The 21735-nt window shown below is 45.9% G+C and carries 17 protein-coding genes; 6 read left to right on the top strand and 11 right to left on the bottom strand.

Features of this window, described 5'->3' with window-relative positions; translation table 11 throughout:
• Position 1 precedes the first annotated feature (1 nt).
• The 3 genes from ITG12_RS01885 to ITG12_RS01895 all read right to left on the bottom strand — a co-directional run bounded on the left by ITG12_RS01885 (position 2) and on the right by ITG12_RS01895 (position 3712).
• Complete coding sequence (locus ITG12_RS01885) at positions 2-1741, bottom strand: ABC transporter transmembrane domain-containing protein (protein WP_038878728.1); 1740 nt, start codon at positions 1739-1741, stop codon at positions 2-4.
• Positions 1742-2012: 271 nt separating this feature from the next.
• Positions 2013-2504 (bottom strand): type II secretion system protein, encoded by a 492-nt coding sequence (locus ITG12_RS01890; RefSeq protein WP_038872259.1) that lies wholly within the window; start codon positions 2502-2504, stop codon positions 2013-2015.
• Positions 2505-2836: 332 nt separating this feature from the next.
• Positions 2837-3712 carry a LysR family transcriptional regulator gene (locus ITG12_RS01895; protein ID WP_248873491.1) on the bottom strand — a complete coding sequence of 292 codons (876 nt, stop codon included), beginning with the start codon at positions 3710-3712 and terminating at the stop codon, positions 2837-2839.
• Between the two features lie 103 nt (positions 3713-3815).
• On the opposite strand from ITG12_RS01895, the gene ITG12_RS01900 reads away from it, so the two are divergent.
• Together ITG12_RS01900 and ITG12_RS01905 are read left to right on the top strand one after the other, a co-directional pair.
• Positions 3816-4103, top strand: a complete 288-nt coding sequence (locus tag ITG12_RS01900) for an antibiotic biosynthesis monooxygenase (RefSeq protein ID WP_042605797.1) — start codon at positions 3816-3818, stop codon at positions 4101-4103.
• Positions 4104-4114: 11 nt separating this feature from the next.
• Positions 4115-5092 (top strand): Gfo/Idh/MocA family oxidoreductase, encoded by a 978-nt coding sequence (locus tag ITG12_RS01905; RefSeq protein WP_248873493.1) that lies wholly within the window; start codon positions 4115-4117, stop codon positions 5090-5092.
• Positions 5093-5175: 83 nt separating this feature from the next.
• On the opposite strand, the gene ITG12_RS01910 is transcribed toward ITG12_RS01905, so the two are convergent.
• Complete coding sequence (locus ITG12_RS01910; RefSeq protein ID WP_054823495.1) at positions 5176-5862, bottom strand: DNA-3-methyladenine glycosylase I; 687 nt, start codon at positions 5860-5862, stop codon at positions 5176-5178.
• Between the two features lie 86 nt (positions 5863-5948).
• On the opposite strand from ITG12_RS01910, the gene ITG12_RS01915 reads away from it, so the two are divergent.
• On the top strand, positions 5949-6143 hold the full coding sequence (locus ITG12_RS01915) for a hypothetical protein (RefSeq protein ID WP_005377692.1): 195 nt from the start codon (positions 5949-5951) through the stop codon (positions 6141-6143).
• A 351-nt stretch (positions 6144-6494) separates the two neighbouring features.
• On the opposite strand, the gene ITG12_RS01920 is transcribed toward ITG12_RS01915, so the two are convergent.
• Genes ITG12_RS01920 through ITG12_RS01930 form a run of 3 tightly spaced genes read right to left on the bottom strand, consistent with a single transcriptional unit; the run spans position 6495 to position 11972 of the window.
• Complete coding sequence (locus ITG12_RS01920) at positions 6495-9320, bottom strand: Hsp70 family protein (protein ID WP_248873496.1); 2826 nt, start codon at positions 9318-9320, stop codon at positions 6495-6497.
• 55 nt (positions 9321-9375) lie between these two features.
• Positions 9376-11340, bottom strand: coding sequence for an Hsp70 family protein (locus ITG12_RS01925; protein ID WP_095760070.1), 1965 nt, complete (start codon positions 11338-11340; stop codon positions 9376-9378).
• Positions 11340-11972: a DUF2760 domain-containing protein gene (locus ITG12_RS01930; protein ID WP_038872281.1), complete on the bottom strand. Its 633-nt coding sequence runs from the start codon at positions 11970-11972 to the stop codon at positions 11340-11342. The genes ITG12_RS01925 and ITG12_RS01930 overlap by 1 nt, the downstream gene beginning before the upstream one ends.
• A 287-nt stretch (positions 11973-12259) precedes the next feature.
• Here ITG12_RS01930 and ITG12_RS01935 point away from each other — a divergent pair, with 287 nt between their 5' ends.
• A complete protein-coding gene (locus tag ITG12_RS01935; protein WP_248873497.1) occupies positions 12260-13801 on the top strand; it encodes a sensor domain-containing diguanylate cyclase in 1542 nt (513 codons plus the stop codon).
• Positions 13802-13883: 82 nt separating this feature from the next.
• Positions 13884-14414: a 3'-5' exonuclease gene (locus ITG12_RS01940; protein WP_038872287.1), complete on the top strand. Its 531-nt coding sequence runs from the start codon at positions 13884-13886 to the stop codon at positions 14412-14414.
• A 207-nt stretch (positions 14415-14621) separates the two neighbouring features.
• Here ITG12_RS01940 and ITG12_RS01945 read toward each other — a convergent pair whose 3' ends face one another.
• From ITG12_RS01945 to ITG12_RS01955, 3 genes are all read right to left on the bottom strand, one after another.
• Positions 14622-15062, bottom strand: a complete 441-nt coding sequence (locus ITG12_RS01945; protein WP_248873500.1) for a TerB family tellurite resistance protein — start codon at positions 15060-15062, stop codon at positions 14622-14624.
• A 143-nt stretch (positions 15063-15205) separates the two neighbouring features.
• Positions 15206-17146 (bottom strand): alkaline phosphatase D family protein, encoded by a 1941-nt coding sequence (locus ITG12_RS01950; RefSeq protein WP_248873502.1) that lies wholly within the window; start codon positions 17144-17146, stop codon positions 15206-15208.
• 22 nt (positions 17147-17168) lie between these two features.
• The gene (locus tag ITG12_RS01955; protein ID WP_038872292.1) at positions 17169-17519 is read right to left on the bottom strand and encodes a hypothetical protein; all 351 of its coding nucleotides are present in this window, start codon (positions 17517-17519) and stop codon (positions 17169-17171) included.
• A 323-nt stretch (positions 17520-17842) separates the two neighbouring features.
• On the opposite strand from ITG12_RS01955, the gene ITG12_RS01960 reads away from it, so the two are divergent.
• Positions 17843-19663, top strand: a complete 1821-nt coding sequence (locus ITG12_RS01960; RefSeq protein WP_283102918.1) for a ricin-type beta-trefoil lectin domain protein — start codon at positions 17843-17845, stop codon at positions 19661-19663.
• A 50-nt stretch (positions 19664-19713) separates the two neighbouring features.
• Here ITG12_RS01960 and ITG12_RS01965 read toward each other — a convergent pair whose 3' ends face one another.
• A complete protein-coding gene (locus ITG12_RS01965; protein WP_248873504.1) occupies positions 19714-21732 on the bottom strand; it encodes a M4 family metallopeptidase in 2019 nt (672 codons plus the stop codon).
• Between the last annotated feature and the right edge of the window lie 3 nt (positions 21733-21735).

The following is a 21735-nucleotide window of genomic DNA, read 5'->3' on the forward strand; positions in this document are numbered from 1 at the left end:
ATTAGTCCTCCATTGCCTGTTCAAGTTTTTGGTACTGATACATTTCAGCGTACCAGCCTTGACGTTCAAGCAACGCTTTGTGCTGTCCGCGCTCTCCAATGTGACCGTGGTTTAGTACGATGATTTCTTCAGCCGCCTCTAGAGCCGTTAGACGGTGGGCAATGACAATCAGCGACTGGTCACGATAATAAGTTTCTAAGTTCTTAAGTATTTGATGTTCTGTCCGGCCATCTACGGCAGACAGTGCGTCATCCAACACGAGAACCTGAGCATTTAATAACATCGCACGAGCGATCGCGATACGTTGCTTTTGACCGCCAGAAAGGGTAATGCCTTTTTCGCCCACTTCGGTTTGGTAACCTTCAGGAAACTTTTCGATATCGTCATGGATGCACGCCAATTTTGCCGCGCGGTAGACTTCGTCTTTCGACGCATCTGGATTACCTAAAGCGATGTTGTCGAAGATCGATTTAGAGAATAGGAAAGGACTTTGGTTAACGACGGCAAAACGATTTCGCCACTCAGGTAATACGGCATCTTTAATGTTGATGTCACCGAACTGAATCGTGCCATTATCCATATCATGTTGGCGGAGCAAGAGAGTCAGCAGCGTTGATTTGCCACTACCAACCGGTCCCGCAATACCCAACATCTTTCCAGGTTCTAATGTGACGTATAAATCGGTTAGTGCGGCGGGTAAATTCTTAGACCAATAGAATTCATCAATTTTGATGTTCAATGGTAATGGCTGTTTACCTAACGATTTCTCACCACTGATGATTTCAGGTTGTTCATCGAAGATTTCTTGTAGACGATTCCAAGCGGCAGAGCCACGCTCAAGAATATTAAACAAAAATGCAAAGGCCAGCATTGGCCAAATCATTAAGCCGAGATACATGGTAAATGCAGTTAAATCACCCAAAGTGATGTCGCCTTTATCTACCAAGTAAGCGCCAGAAGCCACACTTAGGAAGAATGACATACCAATGGTAATCTGGATGGCAGGATCAAAACGAGCATCCACTCTTGCAACTGCAATGTTCTTTGCGCCTGTATCATCAACGACGTCTTCGAAGCGTTGTTGCTCTTGGTTTTCTAATCCAAAAGCACGCAACATGCGAACGCCATTGAGAGATTCTTGCGTCATATCTGACATTGAAGAGAAGGCTTCTTGGGCAATTTTAAAGCGTTTATGAAGAATACGAACAATGAAGAAGATAATTACCGCCAAGAATGGCATTGGTAACAACGCCATGACAGTGAGCTTCCAACTGACTTGAGTGACCATCACAATCAGTACTGCAATGCCAGTAATCAGTGAGTCAGCTGCCGTTAGTACACCTTCTCCAGCGGTCATCACGATATTACGCACGTCATTAGTGCCTCGGGCCATGAGGTCACCAGTTTTAAAACGCTCAAAGAAACGAGGAGGTTGAGTCGACAAGTGACGATACAGGCGATTACGCAAAATGGTCCCTAATTCCCAACTCGCGCCAAATAGCCATATACGCCAGAGTATTCGACAGGCATATATCGCAAAAAACAACACGATAAGGCCCAATAACCACATGACTAAGGTACGGGTTTCTAGCGTGTTATCGACGACACCGTCAACGATAATACCAACCGCTTTGGGAGGAATTAATTGCAGGGCGGAAATAACAGCAAATAATAGGATTGAACCTACATAATGTTTCCACTTTTGTCGAAAATACCAACGCAATTGCCAGAATATTCGCATTTCGCCTCCTGCTTAAATGATTGAATTTATTATGGAACCATTATTGAGCGAAATGATGAGTTTACAAGCATAATTTTTGAGCGAAATAAAAAACAATACAATGTGTCGATTTTGTCATGGTGCATTGATTTAGAGCTTTATCTATCTCTGTAAGGACCGGATGTAACAAAATATTGTGAAATTTATGTTAATGCTTGGTTTTGCGGGTTTCTGTCGTGTAAAAGAGGGAAGGCTTCAAAAGTAAGTCTCTTGAAGCCCATTTTAAGGCGTTTTAGCAGTCGTCAGTTTTAATTTCGTACTTTATTTGACCACCGGCTGTATGTGGGTAGTATACCTCAACATAGCAAAGGTGAAAGATGTCTACAGGCTTGTTAGCAAAACCGATGAGGAAATAGGGTTCATTTTCGTCTTCAACCCCATACCATCGATTGATCGTTAATTGCGGATCAAATCCTGCTAAATCATGAGCGGGAATCACATTCTTGATATAACCGTAATAACCAATCAAATCGTTCACACCATCATTGTCCAAGTCGATGTTTTTAAGATCACCTGAATCAACTTGCTCTTGAGATTGAATAACGGCTTTAGCGTACACCTGATTATTTGCTGTCATTAAAGCTTCACGTGCCCCATAAAGCACGGCGACTCTCGCATCCTTTTGAATGTCCAGAAACTTGGGAAATGCGACGACACTCAATACGCCAAGAATGACGATGCAAATCACTAATTCTATCAGTGTAAAACCTTTTGTATTACGCACAGCCAACCTCCAAATTTGCATTTTTATCGTCTGCTATTCTGGAGCAAAATTATGGCTGGGAGAGGATTGAAAAAGAATGAAGTTTTTGGATGAATAACATGGTTCTTGTTTATTAAACAAGTTGCTTAAAATTACAGAAGAAATTCATTCATTCTCACACAAAAAGTAAGTCTTCTCTCAACAAGAAGAGGTGAAACACACGTTGGAATAAGGTGTTGAAGATGATGTCCTCAATCGTGCACACCCTCTGATGAATTTGACATTTTTATCACTGATGTACCAGCGAAGTTTGTCATGGTAAATGAAATCGGCTTTTGGCGACGAGAGGTGGATTAGTTAGTGTCAGAAAGAACAAAATCGACAAACGTGCGATTTTTAAGGGAAAGCTGTTTTGAACGGTAAAGCAGGTGGATCGGTTTTGGCTTGGGAGCATGTTGATGGAGAATTTCAATCAATGCGCCAGATTGTATTTCTTGTTCAACTAAGATCTTTGGTTGCAGAAGAACACCAGAGCCTTTTAACGCGGCAAACTTAAGTACATCGCCATTATTAGACGTTAATCGGGTGTTGCTGTTTCCAAAGGTATTAGATGGCATATTCACTACTTGTTGGCTTTCCCCTTGATGATACTGAAAACCCAAACAATGATGCTGCGCTAAGTCATCAAGCGATTGGATAGGGGCATGTTGCTCAAGGTAAGAGGGTGAGGCGCAGTAAGTCATGTGGTATTCACCCAATTTTCTCGCGACTAACGACGAATCGACCAATTCACCGATTCGAATAATCACGTCAGCTTCGCTTCGATATGGGTCAATCAAGTTGTTATCCAACATCAGCTCAACGTTCAAATCGGGAAATTCAGCTAAGAAGTCAGCCACGATGGGGGCGATGACCTTTTTACCATAAGTGACAGGGCAGTTAACTTTTACTGTTCCGGTTGGACGGTTAATCAGCGTCTGGATTAGGTTCTCTGCGTTGGTGATGTCTTCAATAATACGGTGGCACTCTTGATAGTAGAGTCTGCCAGCTTCGGTTAAGGACTGTTTACGCGTGGTGCGATGAATTAGCTGTGTACCTAAGCTTTGCTCAAGAAAGCTCACGTGTTTGCCAACCATGGTCGGTGAAATATCAAAGTGGTGTGCAGCATTACGAAAGCTACCATGTTCGACCACGTAAGCGAAAACTTTCATGCTTGTTAATTTGTCCATTGCACACCCAGAGTTGATAAAGAAATAACTAAAGCAGAGTTTATCAATCAAATGAGGTTAATTACAGTGGGCGTATGATTAAGAATGGAGAAAGAGATCCATCATGAGCGAGACGATTTTTGTTACCGCCGAACTGAAAATGAATGCCGATAAGCCAAGACAACAAGTGGTTGAAGCCATTGAACAATTTTGCCTTGATATGCAAAGCGAAGCGGGGTGCTTGCAAGCGAATGCGACCTACGATTTTAAAGATCCACAACGTGTGATTCTTTGGGAGCGATATGAAAACCGCGCCGCGATTGAAGCGCATTTTGCTATGCCGCATACACAAGCGTTTATTGCGGCTGAAATGGCGGAGTTATTTCAAGCATTCGAAACCCAAGCTCAATAGGAGAGGCGAACATGAAATGGGGTATTTTAGGCACAAGCTTTATCTCAGGTGTCATGGCTGAGGCAATCCAAAGCGATGACAAGAGTGAACTGTACGCGGTTGCTGGGCGTTCGGAACAGAACTTAAAGGCATTCGCTGAGCAATATGGCATCGAGAACACGTTCAACGATTACGATGCATTGATTGCCGATGAGCAAGTCGACATTATTTACATCGCATTGCCAAATCACCTTCATCATGACTTTATCGTCAAAGCGGCAGAGCAAGGAAAAGCGATTCTGTGTGAAAAGTCACTTTCGGTAGATATGGAAAAAACCGAGCTGGCACTTCAAGCCGTAGAAGCGCACAAGGTGTTCTTTGCTGAAGGTTTGATGTATTTGCATCACCCGTTGATCAGTGAGTTGGTTTCGGTGCTTAAATCGGGAGAGGTTGGTGAACTTCGCTCCATCCATACGTCTTATATTGCATCGATTGCACAGTTTGTGAATCCAGACAGTAAAGGTGCTTTGTATAATTTAGGTTGTTACCCAATGTCATTGGTGCATTTGGTGGTGAAAACCATGTTGGGTGAACAAGCCTTTGGAAACCGCTCTATGACGGCGATTGGCCGACGAGGTAACGATGGGAACATCTGCGAGTCGAACTTGATGATGCAATTCGGTGAGCAACAAACGGCGAGCGTACACACTGCCGAAGATCACGGATTGAAACACCAATTCACCATTCTGGGTAGCAAAGGTTGTATTACGTTAGATTCAAACCCATGGCTACCAACGCAAGAAAATCAGTTTAGTGTGGAAATTTACGAGACGTCGAAGCGGGAAGTGTCTGTACTGGCAGCTGGGGACGCTTTCTTCTATCAAGTGCGCAATATTCGCCAAGCGGTTGAAGCCGGGCGTACATCGTTAGAGAACCCATGTGCAACATGGGAAGACTCTCACCGTATTATGCAGCTACTGACTGAGTGGGAATCACTGGCTTCAAAGTAAATGTGTACTTGAACCAATGAACATAAAACGGCGCACTAAATACAATATTTGGTGCGCCGCTTCTATTTTGTGTTCAGTCTGGATTAAACACGGTTATCGCCGGTGCTGAACGCAATGATTTGACTGATCTCAGACAGGCTTCTACCACTTTCTTGCTGCCATTGAACAAACGCTTTGTTGGTGGCATCGAGCGATTTCTTCGTATCTTTGCCACCTTCAATGATCTTGCAATTGCGCAGGTAAGCCTCGACGTCGCTAGACAAGATGAAGGTATCAACGCCCATTTGACGAAGTGTGTAAGGGCCGGTATTTCCACCTAGGCGATTACCGCGTTTCTTCAAATATGCCCATAGGTCGGTGATTTTCTCTTGTGGCCAATCGGCAACCATTTTACCAAACGAGCCGTATTCGATTTTTGCTTCATGGATCATTCGAGCGTTGGCAGGGATCGACATGACTTTAGTGAGGTGGCGAATGATGCGTTTGTCGGTTGCTTTGGTTTCCCATTGCTCGTCTGAAAGCATCAACAACGGCTCAATCTTAAATCCGAAGAACACTTCTTCGAAGTTCGGCCACTTGTTGCGAACCACGCTCCACGAAATCCCACTTTGGAATACCTTCATCGAAAAAGCGGCCAGCCAACGGTCGTCGGGAATCGCCGCCAATTCTTCTTTGCTTAGTGGATGAGATAAAAGCGCTTCAAGTTGATCTTCACCACCTTTACGCTCGGCAGCGCGCTGATAAATCGCGTCAAATTTTTCGATACTCATAAAAGAAGTTAGTCCTAGTTTATGTCGATATTTGCGAAACATACTACGCTTAAGTGGCTGAATCGTAAATTGATGGAGTGTCACAAATGAAGAAGGTCACATTAACGTTTGTCGGGGAAGGTTCGGATCGTATTGCGGAAAAATTCTATGCGTGGATGACGGACGGTGGGTTAGAAGACAGCATGATTGAGAATTTATCTGACCGTGAAATCTCAGTGGTCGGCATCAGTGATATGGATAATGAAACGCGTGATGTGGTGATCAATACGGAAATGAATTAGGGTCTGTTGACCTTTTGAGCTGATTTTTGCAGCAGTTTGTGGGTTCTTTATACAAGGCAGAGGCTTTGAAATGTAGTTGCCCTACCTGATAAGCCGATAACGCAGTAGAAAGGAGCCACAAACGCTGCCCGACGGGTTCGGCTAAAAGCGTTTTACTCTTTGTTGAGAGGATTTTGCTTAGAATAACTAGGCTACAAACCTCTCGCCGCGATTAAAACGCTTTTATCTCGAACAAAATTTAACCGCAAAAGATCAACAGACCCTTATGAGTCGTCTTTCGTCAGCAAGCAGAATCAGATAAAACAAAGCCCTTCACGAGAAGGGCTTTGTTGCGGTTATAAGCATGGGAGCCTAGTTATTTACCAGCGTCAGACCGCTTGGGAGTGCATCACCGAAGATACGCTTCGATTCGCTCTCAGATAGCTCTTTGACTTCTTCAACCAATGATACCCAAGATTCAGGTACCTTGCTTTGCTTCAACTTAGCCAGTACCTGTTCACGGTAGTCGTCTGAGATATCGAATAGGCGGTCGCCCGTCTTACGACAAATCATTACGGCTGCGAAAGCGATCATTGGCTCTTTCTGCCAGTTCTGCTCTAACAGCTTAGGCAACCATTGTTCCGCTTGTTCACGAGGAATGACGTTATGCTGGCTGCCATACAAAGGCGTACGCGATGCCAAGCGACCCATTGCCCACCAGTGTGCTTGTTCGAACTGGTTATGGTTGATGGCTTTGCTCAAGAACCACGTTGCCAATAGAACTTTGTCTTCGACTTCTAGGTGTTCAAGCGATGCCGCTAATCGAACCATGGATTCATAACCCATGTCTTGTGCCGTTTTGGCGGATTGTGGGTTTTTCATCGCGCCAGGGTGTAGGTATTTCGCGATGTCCGCCAAGATGGTCTCTTGTTGCTCTTGGCTTAAACCACCTGCAATACGACGCCAGAATACCCACCAGTCAGTCCAACCTTGATGGTTCTTAAACTGAATGTTTTGTTGGTAGAGACCCCAAACTTGCTCAATGCGCCATGAGTCGGTTGGATCGCCAAAGCCCGGACGCAACGCAAAGCCTGCCAAACGAAGCCAGTTTTTCTCGTGTTGTTCAGAGCGGCGACGACGCTTACGACCTTGTGCAAAGGTATCGAACAGTTGACGTAGGGTAGTGAAATCCCACTCGTCCCGTTTGCCCAGTTTCTTCTCAAGATCTTTGGCTAAGGTTTTGATCTCTTTGCTTTCCGCGCTTTTCTTATTACCGCTGTAAAGGCGAGCGATCAGCTCCTTACATTCGTTCAGTTTAGGGTGAAGCTTAACTTGTTCGCTGTCATCGGTTTGCTTGTTGCGAACTTCGAATTCCAGTTCCCAACGTTTGCTGTCGTCTTCTGCGCTGACACATTCCATCTTAAGTGTGCCGACTTCAGTCAACTGACACGCCAGTTGTACTTCTACGCGCTCTTTCTGGTTGGCTTGCAGTTCGGCGCCTTCACCCTCGAGAGTGGTGACATAAGGTGGAAGAGGAGCAAACAAGTCGGGGTCAACATCAACCATCACACCGTTTTGAATAGCGGTGTTATTGGTTAAGGTGTCGTGGGTAGAAGTTAGCAGGTTAAAGCGAACAGGTTCACCTAGGGTAAGCGAGAAGCGACGACCACTTAAGCGTATCTCGTGTCCTTCTTCTGTACCTTTTGCAAGCAAACAGAGCGCTTTGCCCATCTTGTTCTTCTCTTGAAGATGCAAGAAATAAGAACGCGCTGCGCCACCACCAATTTTAAGTTGTGCGCCACGACGTGCTTTACCAAATGCAACGGCACCTAGCGCAACAGACCAATCTGGATGTGGGTTGTCTAGTACCGTAACGGGTGCGCCGCGCCAATCGGAAAGGAGGGTAGTGACACGCTCGGTCACAAGTTCACTGTTGAACACACCACCGTTGAGTAGTAAACCGACTGGAATGGCATTTTGTTTGTCGTCTTCAATGCCAAGAGCGGCACGAGCAACTTGTTGGTGCTGAGTTAAGAACTCGGCAACGTGCTTGCTTACCGCTGGGTCAGCAACGTATGGAAGACCAAACTCGACAACCGCGCTGCGGCGTTTATCTGGTACTTCGTTGAAATCAGAAAGCGGGAAGAAGCCATCCAAAGCGATTTGGTGCACTTCTTGTTTGCTCAACCCAATACTCTTTGTTCCGCCAAGAAGTTTTGAGCCGCTGCCTAGCATGGTGATTTTTACTTCTTCAGGTGCACTCGCTGAAAGTAGGTTTTCTTTCGCCTTGCGAGTTTGCTGAATCAGCTTAGTCAGGCTTGCTGCAGTGAGCTTCTTACTTTGTTCCCCTTTATCTTGAGAAAGGCGGCTTTCCGCAAGGTGCGCTAATGCTAAGTCGAGGTTATCACCACCAAGCATCAAGTGCTCGCCAACACCAATACGATCAAGGGCTAGCTCATCTTGAGAAGAGAAACTGGCTTCAATCAAGCTCAAGTCGGTAGTACCACCGCCCACATCACACACCAGAATCAGCGGTAACTCTTTGAGCTCATCAGCTGCGGTTTGCTGGTGGCGTGCGTACCAGTCGTAACATACGGCTTGTGGTTCTTCGAGCAGGACGATTTTTTTCAAACCTGCCAACTCAGCGGCTTCAAGCGTGAGCTTACGAGCGGTTTCATCGAACGACGCTGGAACGGTCACAACCACATCTTGGTCTTCTAGCTTATTGCTAGGGTGACGGTAGTTCCATGCTTGACGAATGTGGTTGAGGTAGCTTGCGCTGGCAATAACGGGTGAGACTTTATCTACGTCTTGCGCGCCCGCCCAAGGAAGAATGTCTGAACTACGATCCACTGCTTGGTGCGATAGCCAGCTTTTAGCACTGGATACCTGACGTCCTTCCACCTTCGCGCCTAATTCACGAGCCCATTCACCCACGATCACATTACTAATGTCGCCAGAGACAGGTTCGTTTTCCCAAGGGAGTGTTAGGTCGGAAGGGGAGATTTGACCAACCGCAGGGTGATAGCGGAAAGAGGGCAGCAATGGTTTACGAACCACTTCACCCGGACCAATCAATTGGTCGATGTCGAATAGGGATACTTTGGATTGTTCAAGGTTGTCGGTGATTTCACAATACGCCACCACAGTGTTTGTGGTGCCAAGGTCAATACCAACAAGAAAACGAGGAGATGCCATACAAACCTTCGTGTATTTAAAAACGGCACCCGATTGGATGCCGTTTGATTTCTATTTATTCTTCTTCGTTTGAGTTGCTTTTTGCGTCTTCGCGCACATCGAACTCAACATGCCATTTCTGACCGTTATCAGCGGCAATGGCTTCTAAGTAAAGCGTACCAAGCTCTGTGACGCGAGAGGCTAGGGTTACCGGAACCACTTCACCTTCACGACGACCTTCAGATACAGGCAGCGTTACTTGGATTTCTGGAAGCTCTTCAAGCTCTTCTGGTGCCCAGTAGTCTAGGTGAGTACCTGCTAGGTCATCACGACGAACGGTTGAGCCGAAGAATTGGAAGTTAACCGGCTGACCGATGATCAAACCAAACTCTTGGCTTGGTACGTCAACGCTTGAACCTTCTTCCATACCAAATGGTGCAACACAAAGTGCTTCCATTGGAGGCGCCATGCCCGGAATCGCTGGCATCGCACTTTCGATACCCACGTAGTACGCCGAAGCAATACCACCACGGATACGAACGCCTTGACCACGACGTACAGAGCCGTAGTAAGCCGCACCGCTAGCAACCGCAAGGTCTAGATCTACACCTGTTAGGCGTTTTGCCATTTCAGCATCTGCTTCAATTAGCCATTCGTTGATCGTGTCTTCTAGACGAGTTGCTAGAAGTTTCGATTTCAGAACACCACCGTTGAATAGGATTGCGGTTGGCTTGATGAAGTCAGCCGATTGCGCTACATCCGCACCTGGCATACCAGGCATGTTCGCGAATGGGTTGAAATCTTGAGCTGCTGCTTCTGCGCCATTTCCTGAAGTAGAAAGAGCATTGGCTTGTTTAGACAAGAACGCAGCAATGTGACGAGTAATGCCTGCATCTTGTGCGTAAGGCAGACCCATTTGCGTTAGTGCACCACGGTTACGTTGAACAGGGTGGTCCGTAATCGCAACTTGAGGGAAGAAGCCGTCAACCAGTGTTTGTTGTACTTCTTCTTGAGTCAGTTCTGTTTTCAGCGTTGCGCCAAGCAGTTTGGAACCACGGCTTGGTACTACAATTGGCACTGACTGAAGCTCGCTGTCGTTCAATAACGCTTCTTTAGCATCACGACAAGCGTGCGTCATTGCCTGAACTTGCCATGGCTGTAGCTCTTTGCCTTCTTGCGCTAGCTTCATCTTCAAGCGGTACGCAAGCGCAAGGTCCATGTTGTCACCGCCAAGTAGGATGTGTTCACCTACCGCGATACGGTTCAAAGTTAGGTTACCGTCTTCCTCGGTTACTTCCACCAAAGAAAGGTCGGTTGTACCACCACCGATATCGACCACAAGCACGATGTCGCCAACTTCAACTTCGTCGCGCCATTTGTCGTTGCTGTTATCGATCCAGTTGTAAAGCGCAGCTTGTGGCTCTTCTAACAGTGTTAGGTGCACAAAACCAACATTGCGTGCTGCTTCTGCAGTTAGATCGCGGGCAGCAGGGTCAAAAGAAGCTGGTACCGTGATAGTCACGTCTTGATCGGCAAGGTTGTGATTTGGATTCGTGTGATTCCAAGCGTCTTTTAGGTGCTCTAGGTAAAGCTCTGTCGCGCGAAGAGGGGATACTTTTTCCACTTCTTCTGGGCTACCTGCTGGCAGGAAAGCATCACGACGGTTCACACCTGCGTGGCAAAGCCAAGATTTCGCACTTGCAACAAGGCGAATTGGCGTTTTCGAGCCTAGGTTACGTGCAACTGCACCAACCAGAGCTTTTGGCTCACTCGACCACGGAAGAACGCGTGATTGCGGGTTCATTTCGTGCTCGTGTGGTTGGTAAAGGAAAGAGCCTAATTGGCTACGAGTCTCTACCGTGCCCGGCGCAGTAAGTTGCGGGATAGGCATCACTTCAACGCGAGCGTCTTCGTTGTGTGTATCAACAAAAGACATGACACAGTGTGTTGTACCTAAGTCGATACCAACACTGAATTTAGGCGTCTGTTGAGTTTCAACAGACGCTTCTTGAGAATGGTTTTCTTGGTTCATGTGTTCCATTACAGCTCAACCTCAGCTGGAGCGATCACAGATGCATCGTAGTTCTCAGCCAGTTTAGGCAACGTCATTGATGTTGCTTTCCAACCTTTGTGAACTAGCGTGCCGTTGAATGGCGCGCTGCCTGTTACGTTGCCAGTTAGGCGGATTTCTTGTGGGTTGAAGCCTTCTTCAACAGTAATGCGAGTTTCTTCGTCTTCGTTACGAACGTGTGCTAGCGTCACGTAGTCGCTTAATACTTTTTGACCACCAGTGTGGATTACGCGAGCGGCTGCGCCAACTTCCTCATCAGAGAATGACGTTAGGTCTTCTTTTAGGAAGTCAATTAGACGAGCTTCTTGCTGCATGATAGAAAGCAGCTGCATTGCAGAGTCTGTAGATGCAGTAGCAAGCTTAGATTCAACTTCTACAACACGCTCGACGACTTTCTCTACCTCCACGACTTTCTCTACTTCTACGATCTTCTCGACTGGCTTCTCAACCTCGACGATTTTCTCGACTGGTTTTTCTACCACTTTCTCGATCACTTTAGATTTGCGAGATACCGCGATTAGAAGAAGTAAAACACTCGAAGCCGCAAGGCCTGCGTGCAACATATCGAACGTTTGAGGAATTAGGTTCAAATCAATGTTCATGACATTTTTCTCTTTCTATTGATTTACTGGTGCTCAGTATTGGCTCATGTGTGTTTACTAAAAGGATCGGCTTTGCGACCTGCACCAAGTTTAGACATTAAAATGATGGTGGATGGTAGCATATTCAAGGCTTAAGACTGTAATAATTCGTGAATATACCGCATGATTAGCATGAAAAATCAACGATTAGATAGGGATGCAAACGTTGTTGCTTGATGTTTATCCACATGTGGCGCAGTATTTCCATCATTATCGAAGCTTTGCACGTAATTAACGTGGAACACTAAATGACATACAGCACGGCTCAACAGAGCATTCTCAAACGGTATTCTGCTTCTATTGTCGCTTTCATTGCGGTGCTTATCGTGACAGCGGCTATGGTTGGTGTTGCTTATAAAATCCAGCAGCGCTATACGATGACCATCTTCGATACCTTGGCGGATCGCCAAGCTGAATCTTTAAAATCTGCAGTAGAAAATGACCTTGAGTTTATCGGGGCAGGAGCGAATTTTTTTCACTCTGTCGATGACTCATACTGGTCACAATTTCCCTTGTATGCCAAACAAGTCGTTAATGGTTCCAAAAGCCTAGTTGGTCTGCAATGGATGGAGCGTGTTGACCCACAAGATCTCGATCTCTTCTTGGAAAAAACGCGTAAAACGTTCCCTGATTTTCATATCTTTACCGTGCCAAAAGATGGGCCTAAAACCAATGGCTATATCTTAAAAGATGACGCTCCGGCGTTTATTGCAACCGACATTTACCCAAGAACGCCGCAGAACCTTTCTCTGCTTGGCTTCTATTCTTCGCGTTTGCGTTTTGAACTGATTCTAGATGACATTCTTACTCAGGGTAGAGCCAACATTTCCGATAAAGTGCGCTTGCTTCAAGATGGATACGATCAATCCCTCGATAAAACTGGATTGTTGGTCTATCACCCAGTGTTTAGCTACGACAACCACGAGCTTCTGGGCGTTGTCGTCGGTGTTGTTCGCAGCACTGTCTACTTCGACGAGTTGATCACCAAGACAGCGACAGAGCTCGATATGTCGATTAAGGTGGAAGATTTAGGCTTTGATGCATACGACGACCCATTGCTGTTTCAGAGCGATAATTGGAGTGACCTGAAAGGGAAAACTATTAGCCGCAAGATTCAACTACCCAATAGAGAATGGAAGGTAGAATTCAAGCTAACGGAATCCGTTTCTGCTTGGGAGCGCTCCGTGCTTTACGGGACGGGGATTGCGGGCTTGGTTATTGCACTTTTGATCAGTTATATAGTGAATCTACAGTCACGGGAAAAAGAGCGTTTAGCGGTCATGCTGGATAATAAAACGGTAGAACTAAAACGCATGGCAGAGTTAGACCCGTTGACTCAGTTACTCAATCGCCGCGTATTTAACGACAACTTACTGCATTATATTAATACTGGCGTTGCCTTTAGTTTGGTTGGCTTTGATATCGACCACTTTAAACGCATCAATGATAAGCACGGTCACTTAGCTGGTGATGAAGCTTTGCTCCATGTTACTCGATTGGTCAATGCGAATTTGCTTGAAGGCGATCGCTTCTACCGAGCTGGCGGTGATGAATTCTGCATACTCTCTCGTTTAACCAATAAAGAAGAGTTGGCTGCTCATTTAGAGAAACTGCGTGGTATTGTCGCCAGCTCTCCTTTTGAATACGGGGCAACTCCTATTATCTGTTCTTTGAGCATTGGTGCAGCAGTGCATAAAGATGAAGATCCTGAGAGTTTGTTCCACAAAATGGACGTGCAGCTCTACCAAAGTAAGGAAAATGGCCGAAACTCAGTATCGATCGGTGATTAATTCAGCGAGCAAATTCGAGTTTTGAGATTGGTTACGGTAGAATCTCACGCTTTCAAATTTACGTTAGGAATCAAGACAAACTATGAACCATAACCGTATCGTCTGCTTCGATTTAGAAATGTGCTGCTGGAGTGAAAACGGCGTAGGTCGCACGGGTGAAATCATTGAAGTTGGTTTGGCTGAAATAGATTTGTCGAAAGGTGAAATCGTTAAGCGCGCTCAATACTACGTAAAGCCTGAACATGATGAAGTCTCATTGTTTTGCGCAGAATTAACTGGTATCACACCACGTAAAATTGAAAAGCAGGGCAGACCATTAGAGGAAGTGCTGAAGTCGATGCTGAAGAACTTTGGCGGTCGTAATAAGATCTATGCCTCTTGGGGACGTGATGACCTCATCTTGCTTGAAGAGTGCCAACAAAAAGGCATTGATGCCCCGTTTAGTGAGTTCATTAATCTAGCGACCTTGTATCGCATACAAAACCGCTTGAAAGAAAAACGCATTGGTCACAAAGCCGCACAAGAGGCCAAAGGCATCGAATGGGAAGGTCGCCAGCATTCCGGTTATGTGGATGCATACAACTTGGCGAAACTTGCACTGACCATGCTATAAGCTTCTGTTTTCATAAATCTTTCATCGGATTTCAGTCTTCTCGTCATAAGCCGGCTTTACTTTGGTTGTTAGTAAATAACAACAATGTTGGCTAGCCTCTTGCGGAGATGACGATGTTTGATTCGGCTTAATCCAGACTAGAGACACAAAAAACGCGCTCATGTAGCGCGTTTTTTATTGGTTCTTACTGTTTATGGAGACTGTGCTTCACTGAGACTGCAATTTCGCTCGAATAAAATCGCTGTGGTCTACATAGAGCAGCTCCGCTGTTTTTCGAATGACGGCATCTTCCAATGGGTCAATTTCACCGTCAGCGTACGCTACCTCCCACATACTCTTGATCAGTTCATAGCGGGTTTCTTGTGAAAGCTCACGCAGTTGAGAAGTAAAGTCATAAAGGGAAGTCGACTCACTCGATCGGTTCTGAGCCTGATTCAGTAGGGTGCCGGTCTCTTCTTCTGTTAGAGAAAGCAATTTCATGATCAAAGAGCGTTTGGTCGCTTGCTCCCTTTCATCGATTTGATGGTCCGCACCAGCTACTTCACAAAGCAAACATGCTATCGCCATATTGGGTGACAGTGTGTTGGATTGGCTAAGGTCCGAGCCTTCTATAAGTTGTTTAAATAATGAAGTAAGCGAATTAAACATGTTGAGCACCAAGCTGTTATCTATTTATTTAAGATGGTAATGGTTTGAGCAAATCTCAAGGTCTTGATTGAATTTGATCAAGATCTCATACGATTGAGATGACATTTTTGCTCAATACAGTATTTGACCGCCAAAAAGCAGATTTATTCCTCAACCTTTGTCGGCGGGAAATCGATTGAATCGCCTTCACTCGTTAAGATGCTGATATTATTTGGCTTTCCGTCTTCATCCAACCTCAGCTCGCCAATCGCACTTTGGTTCACGAGTCGATAAAAATTGTGGTTGCTTGGGGCGCGTTTAAAAATCTTCAAACGCTTACGTTTGGTAAACAAGTTCAATGGCGAGCGAGGACTATAAAGCAGGCGATCCATTGCATCACATGCGCTCAGTAGTTGCGCAGGAAATTGGTTCTTAATCCCACTACAAGTGATCTGATAGATGTTTGGACTATTACGGCGAAAACGCAACTTGATGTCATAGGCGAAGGAGTAGTGTACATCGCCAGAGAGAATCACGAAGTTAGTTGGGGTTTTGGTGTGAGTGAAAATACTGATCAAGGTATTCGCACTGCCCGGATGCGCCATCCAGTTTTCTGCGTCAATCAGTAATGGCTGACCCAAGCCCGTCATGATGCGTTGCAGCGTTTCAATAAACTTCACACCAAACATGGGCGCGGCAGAGACAATGATCACTTTGTCTTGGTGCATCAACTCTTGGTGGAATTCAATCAAGGCTTCCCAATCCATCAAGCCTGATGGTTTGTTCATACGAGACTCTGAACGCCAACGACGAGTACGTGTATCCAGTACCACCACTTTTGGTGAGGTGTGAATCGTGTAGTGCCAATCTTCAAAACGATAGAGGTACTTTATGAACTCGTCTTGAGACTCTGAAGTCAGCTCTTCAAAGTAACGGCGCGCATGCTCCACAAACGAGGCGTTGAATTTTTCTGGCGCGTTTCCCCAACCTTGGCATAACCAGTAAGCAATCAGGCTGTTACCGATGATGCGATGTGAGAAGAGGTTCTCATTGGCTGCTTTTTCCCATCCAACCGTTAGGTTCCAATCGTCGGTCACGTCATGATCATCAAAGATCATGTAAGTAGGAACGTGAGCAAGCAAACGTTGGACTTTATTCAAGCCTTCAACAAAAGCATCGATGTGGACTTTCTCATCACGCCAATGCTGCTGCCATTTCGGCTCTAACGCTTTTCCGCCCGTTGTAAATTCTCTTTCCAATAAACGTTCACGATTGACTAGCGTCCATGGTACTGGAGACCAAACGAGCAGGTACATCGCAAACAGTTCGGCAAAACTGATGAGATGGTTTTCGCATTCACGTGAACTGAAAATAGGGATACCACGATGGGGGAAGAACTTGCTCAGTAAGCTTCCGTCGTCCACGTAGTGAGGCAGAATGTTATCTCGGCCATAAAAGCAATCTGGGCTTTGATACAGCTCTTGCGTGTTTTTAATCGGCGCTTGTTCGAACTCTTCGTCAGGTAAGCCCAATAACTCGACCAACTGTTCGATGGCGTCCAGCATTGGACCCGCCACATGATCGGCATAGATTTGATCGCCGCTCATGATCAGCATATCTGGGCGGTCTTCTATCTGCTGGCTAGCGACTTTTACGTCTGCTTGGACGAGTGTGTCCTTACTAAAATGATGTGGGTTACGACAAGAACCGTGCAATACATAATCAGCTTTCTCGCTGATCAAGAATTCTACACCTTGCTCTGTTTGCTTATCTTCGCCATAGATAAGATGGGGCATCAACTCGGTTAACAAACCGGATTGAGTATGGAGCTGATAACGCAGTGCACGGTGGGTAGGAAATTCGCCTTGCAGCGTCAGCATGCAAACCCAAGCACGTTTACCGACTTGTAATAGATGCTCTTTTGAAACAGGCTGAGAATAGTATTGTTCACCCGTGCCAGCATCGCTGATTTCAACCAAGCCTTCGAGAGGTTGCGTGGTCACCAACCAAATATTCACTTCCTTCGCGGTGACCTTTCTTAAAATCGGGCCGGCAACAATCAGGGGAAGAGAGGAAAGTTCATTGGTGTTGAGCGATGTTGGCAAAGTGGTTCCTTAGTATTTTGAATCAGTGTTCTGAATCTTCTTCGAGTATTTCGATAACTTGTGAGCTGCTAAGTTCATGTCCCATCAGAAACAAACCTAACATGGCGTCGGCTTTTGACGCACTGTCGCTATCTTCATCAAGGATTTGTTGTAGGCGAGTACGAATCAAGTCAATTTCATGCTCAACAAAACCACGGCCTTCTTCTTCGCCTTGGCCATCTTCTGGTGCATTATCGAAATGCATAAACAGCATATCACCATCAAGCGTGGTGCTCTCTAAACGCTCTGGTAGCCATTCTTCACCCATTACGATATCGGGATCGCTACCATCAGGCAAATTGTTGATAAGGGAGATGAGTTCAGATGCTTTCACGATAAACTGCGGATTTGGTCATTGGTTTTCTATTGTATCGACCAAACCGGAAAAAACTAAGCCCTTTCATCATCGAAACGTTTTAATTGCTTGCATTGTCATCATTTTGTTGTTGTGAGTAGACCGCCAAATATCGATAACTTTCACTTTAAATAAATTAGGAGATATAACTAATCAATCTTCAAAGGTGAAATCACGAATTCAATTATTGGTCCGATGAGTCGATTGATTTCATCAACAAATCTCAGCACTCTACGTCATTAATCGATAATGAGAATAATTATCGATAATTAATTTAACTGACGTATAAATAGAGTTCTGAAATGAAACGAATAATGACCTTACTTTGCTTAGCGCCTGTATTTGGTGTGAGTGCTGCTGATAACAAGATTGAATCTTTCATGAATGCTTTTCATGAGAATCCTTCAAAAGTAATGAACGAGTTACCTCAGAAAGAAGGCGACTCGTCTCCCATCATTGTTGAAGAATCGGAATCCATTCGAGCATCCGTGCGTGATGTCATTATGGAGAGAGCGACATCAGAATCTCATCACTCATTTTCTGCAAATCTTAATAATGACAACCCCGCACGTTTGGTGGATTTAGGCAATGGCCTGATTCGAAATCTCGATGAGTTACACCGTCAGACACCAAACTTCAAACGACTTGATGTACAACCTTGGTCCGACACCTACTGGCCTCTGTATTCTGGCGCTGCTGCTTGGCGTTATGGCGACAGGGAACTCAGTGCGAGCAATTGGCAAGAGTATTTTGACTTTTCGCACATTCAAAAACCGGTAGTCTCGGTTCAAGGACAGGATCGAGAGGATTTATCTCCGGCAGAAAAATACGATTTGCTGGTGGGGGATACTCAATTTACGCTATCAAAACGTTCGTGGGATTCTGGCAAAGGGTACTACGAATCGAATGGCAGTGTAGAACGCTGGATGGGACTGTGCCATGGCTGGGCTGCGGCTGCGTATATGCTTCCTAGGCCGACGCAATCCGTCACTGTGCCAGATGCCAATGGGGAGCCTTTAAAGTTTTACCCTTCTGATATCAAAGCACTTGGAACTTTATTGTGGGCAGAAGCGCCGTTTGAAACTCGTTTTATTGGTGGGCGATGTAACATAAAGAACCCAGCAAAAGATGAAAATGGGCGAGTGATTGAACCGGTTTGTAATGACACCAACCCAGCCAGTTGGCACTTAGCGGTGTTAAACCAGTTGGGGTTATCTGGCCGTAGCTTGATCATGGATGCTACTTACGATTATCAAGTTTGGAACCAGCCTGTTTTAGGCTACAACTTGCAATATTTTAATCCACAAACGTACCGCTCGGCCTCTGACCCTGCAGATGTCATGATCAGCTTGGAATCTTACGACAAAGATCGTTTCTCTGCATATCGCTCACGTCGCGCAGCTTCCATTGTTGGTGTTCAAATGCAAGTCGAATACATGGTTGAAACGAATCCTACGCATCGCTCGACTGACATGCCCCGTTATGATGGCGTATCACGAGTGACGTATTACTACGACCTTGAAATCGATGCAAATGGACAAGTAATTGGAGGGGAGTGGTATCAAAATCGTCACCCAGATTTTCTTTGGACGCCAACACCAGCAGCGATGGCGAAATCCTATTATGACGGAAATGGCGAATGGGATATGTCTTTACCGATTCCGCAGAGTTGGCAGTACCAAGCACCACGTGCTTCTCGCTACACACAACCAATGACGGCAGTCGTCGAAGCTTTGTTTACCGCTTCGTCAGGTAAGCAGGATGACCAAGATGGATGGAAAAAAATAAAAACCAACACGGAGAGTGGCTCGCAGTGTCTTGATGTGGAGTACCGCGCATCGAGTGAGGGCTCAAGAGTATTTGGTTGGCGTTGTCATAATGGGGATAACCAAGAGTGGAAGTTAACTTCTGTAGGGAAGCTCATGAGTCGAAGCAACTCAGAATTGTGCCTCGATCAGCAAGGTATCGAGATTACTCTTGAGGAGTGTGGGGATGTTCCTACCCAACAATGGCGATGGGAAAACGGGCAGATAAAGAACCGCCTTGATAATTCGTTGAAGTGGAATGACCGCACTTGGCTAGTTGAAGCCGATGTACAAGGCAGTGAGTGGTACTTGGAATAGTTGAGATAAATACAGAGCCCGCTATCGTAGCAGGCTCTCTTTATCATTGCTTAATAGTCGTTACAGCTGCCTTCAAATGTCCAGAACCAGTAGTTCTGATAAGGGTCTGCTCCCCAGTTATCTTGTGTCGCAACAAAGCGGTTGCCCCAATACTTCACTGAAGAACCGGCAGGGTAGTAATTGTAAGGTGACCACTCTTGCAGAGATGCGCACTGGTCTTGTGGTTCTGGGTTTGGCTGTGGCGTTCCGTATGCCTCACTGACGGCAAGGTAGGCGTCAGAAGCGCTCTGCGTATTTGTTACAGTGACATAAATGTCTGAACCTTGAATACCACCAAAACCACACGCTTCTTCATTACCCATATTGGTCGATGAGCAGTCGTAATCTGAAGGTGTTGCTGGGCGATCAATCGCTACATAAAGTTCCACATTACCAAAGCCATTGTAAGTTTGTACCCAAACATCATCGCTAGAGGCTCGACGCAGAACGAACTGTTGCTCGTCTGCCGTGTTTCTTTGGATCGCGACAGGCATGTTGAGCGAAAGCTCGGTCATGCCAGTATCCGGTCCAGGGTTTGGATTAGGTTGACCGCTTTCACAGTTCATCACCTGAACACCCACTTGAGAGAACGCAGACGTGACAGCGGAGCTTTCATATCCCAGCTTTTGCGCTGCCTTACATACGCCTTCTGCACCTTGCTGGAAGGTTGAGTTTGGCGTCCAGTACAACTGGTTCGCCGTTGCGTAAGCCATGAATGCTGTTTTGATGCTCCAGCCTGAGCTTGTCGCTAGGTGGTAAAAGGCTTTGTTGAAAATGCCTGAGCTGTGGTGCACATCGATGCCATTGTAGTATTGGTTTATATGGTCGATCGAGGAACCGTCATGGCTTGGGTTGATGAAGTAACGCATAGCGGGTGAGTACTTCATCACGTGTTCACCCATCTTCCAGTTGAAGCTACCATGCACGTATTGGCTAAGTGCAGCAGCAGCGACGTCAGAAAATGATTCGTTCATTCCGCCAGACATGCCGCGATATTCCAACCCTGAGTTTTGCTCGGTGAAACCGTGGCTGACTTCATGTGCGATAACATCCCAAGTCGCAAGAGGGTACATAGAGCTGTTGCCATCACCAAAGGTCATCTGACGACCATCCCAAAACGCGTTGCCATAGTTTGAGCCGTAGTGAACGCGCATGGTGAGTTTTTGTTGAATAGGACGTGCGCCAAGCCACTCACGGTACATGTCAAATACACGTTGGCCGAAGTAGTGTGCGTCGTTCATTGGCGCGTACGCTCCATTGATTTCTCGGTAGTTATTCACGTTGCAGTTGAAGCGATGAACTTGACCACCCCATTGTTGGTTGTTCATGTTGATCGTTTCGACATTATCACTGTTCATCTGACAGTATTGGTCAACTTGGAATCCACCAAACTTTGTATTTGGGCCAAAGTAATAACGGCCACTTTTTTGGTTGCCGCCTGGGCCTTCTGCTTCAAGAAATGCAAGACCTTCCCATTGGTCCATGAACTCTCCTGATTTTGCATCGACCAGCGTGATAGGACGAGAGGGACGTAGATTGACAATTTTCACCGCATCGACTTTGTAGATAAGGTGCGCGGTATTTTGTTCGTCTAGCCAAACCATTAGTTCCGCACGAGCATCATTCTCTGGAAACTCGTTAGATGCAAAACCTTGCTGAGTGCCCGTTGCGATTTCAATCGCTTGGTTTGCGCTGATCATTGGCAGCGTCGAGTCTAAGTCGTTGTCGATTCCAACCACCACATTACCGTCAATCGATTGAGCAAAGCCTTTTGCGGAAAGATCTGCGACGACAGAGTGACCATATACAGGTACGCCGTAATGCAATTGTTGCTTACGAACTAACGTTTGTTGACCTATTTCTACTCGGTTGATGTTCTGATAACTCAGTTCGGTACTTGCTGGCATATAGGATGATTCACCAGCAATATTGAGTGCTTCAGAGAGGTCAGTTTGAGAGTGTTCCACAATTTGTGCTGCCTGCGAGGCAAACGCGAAAGGGACAAGCGATAATAAAGTGACGTTTCGCATAAT

The sequence above is a fragment of the Vibrio sp. ED002 genome (assembly GCF_023277445.1).
GTDB lineage: Bacteria > Pseudomonadota > Gammaproteobacteria > Enterobacterales > Vibrionaceae > Vibrio > Vibrio jasicida.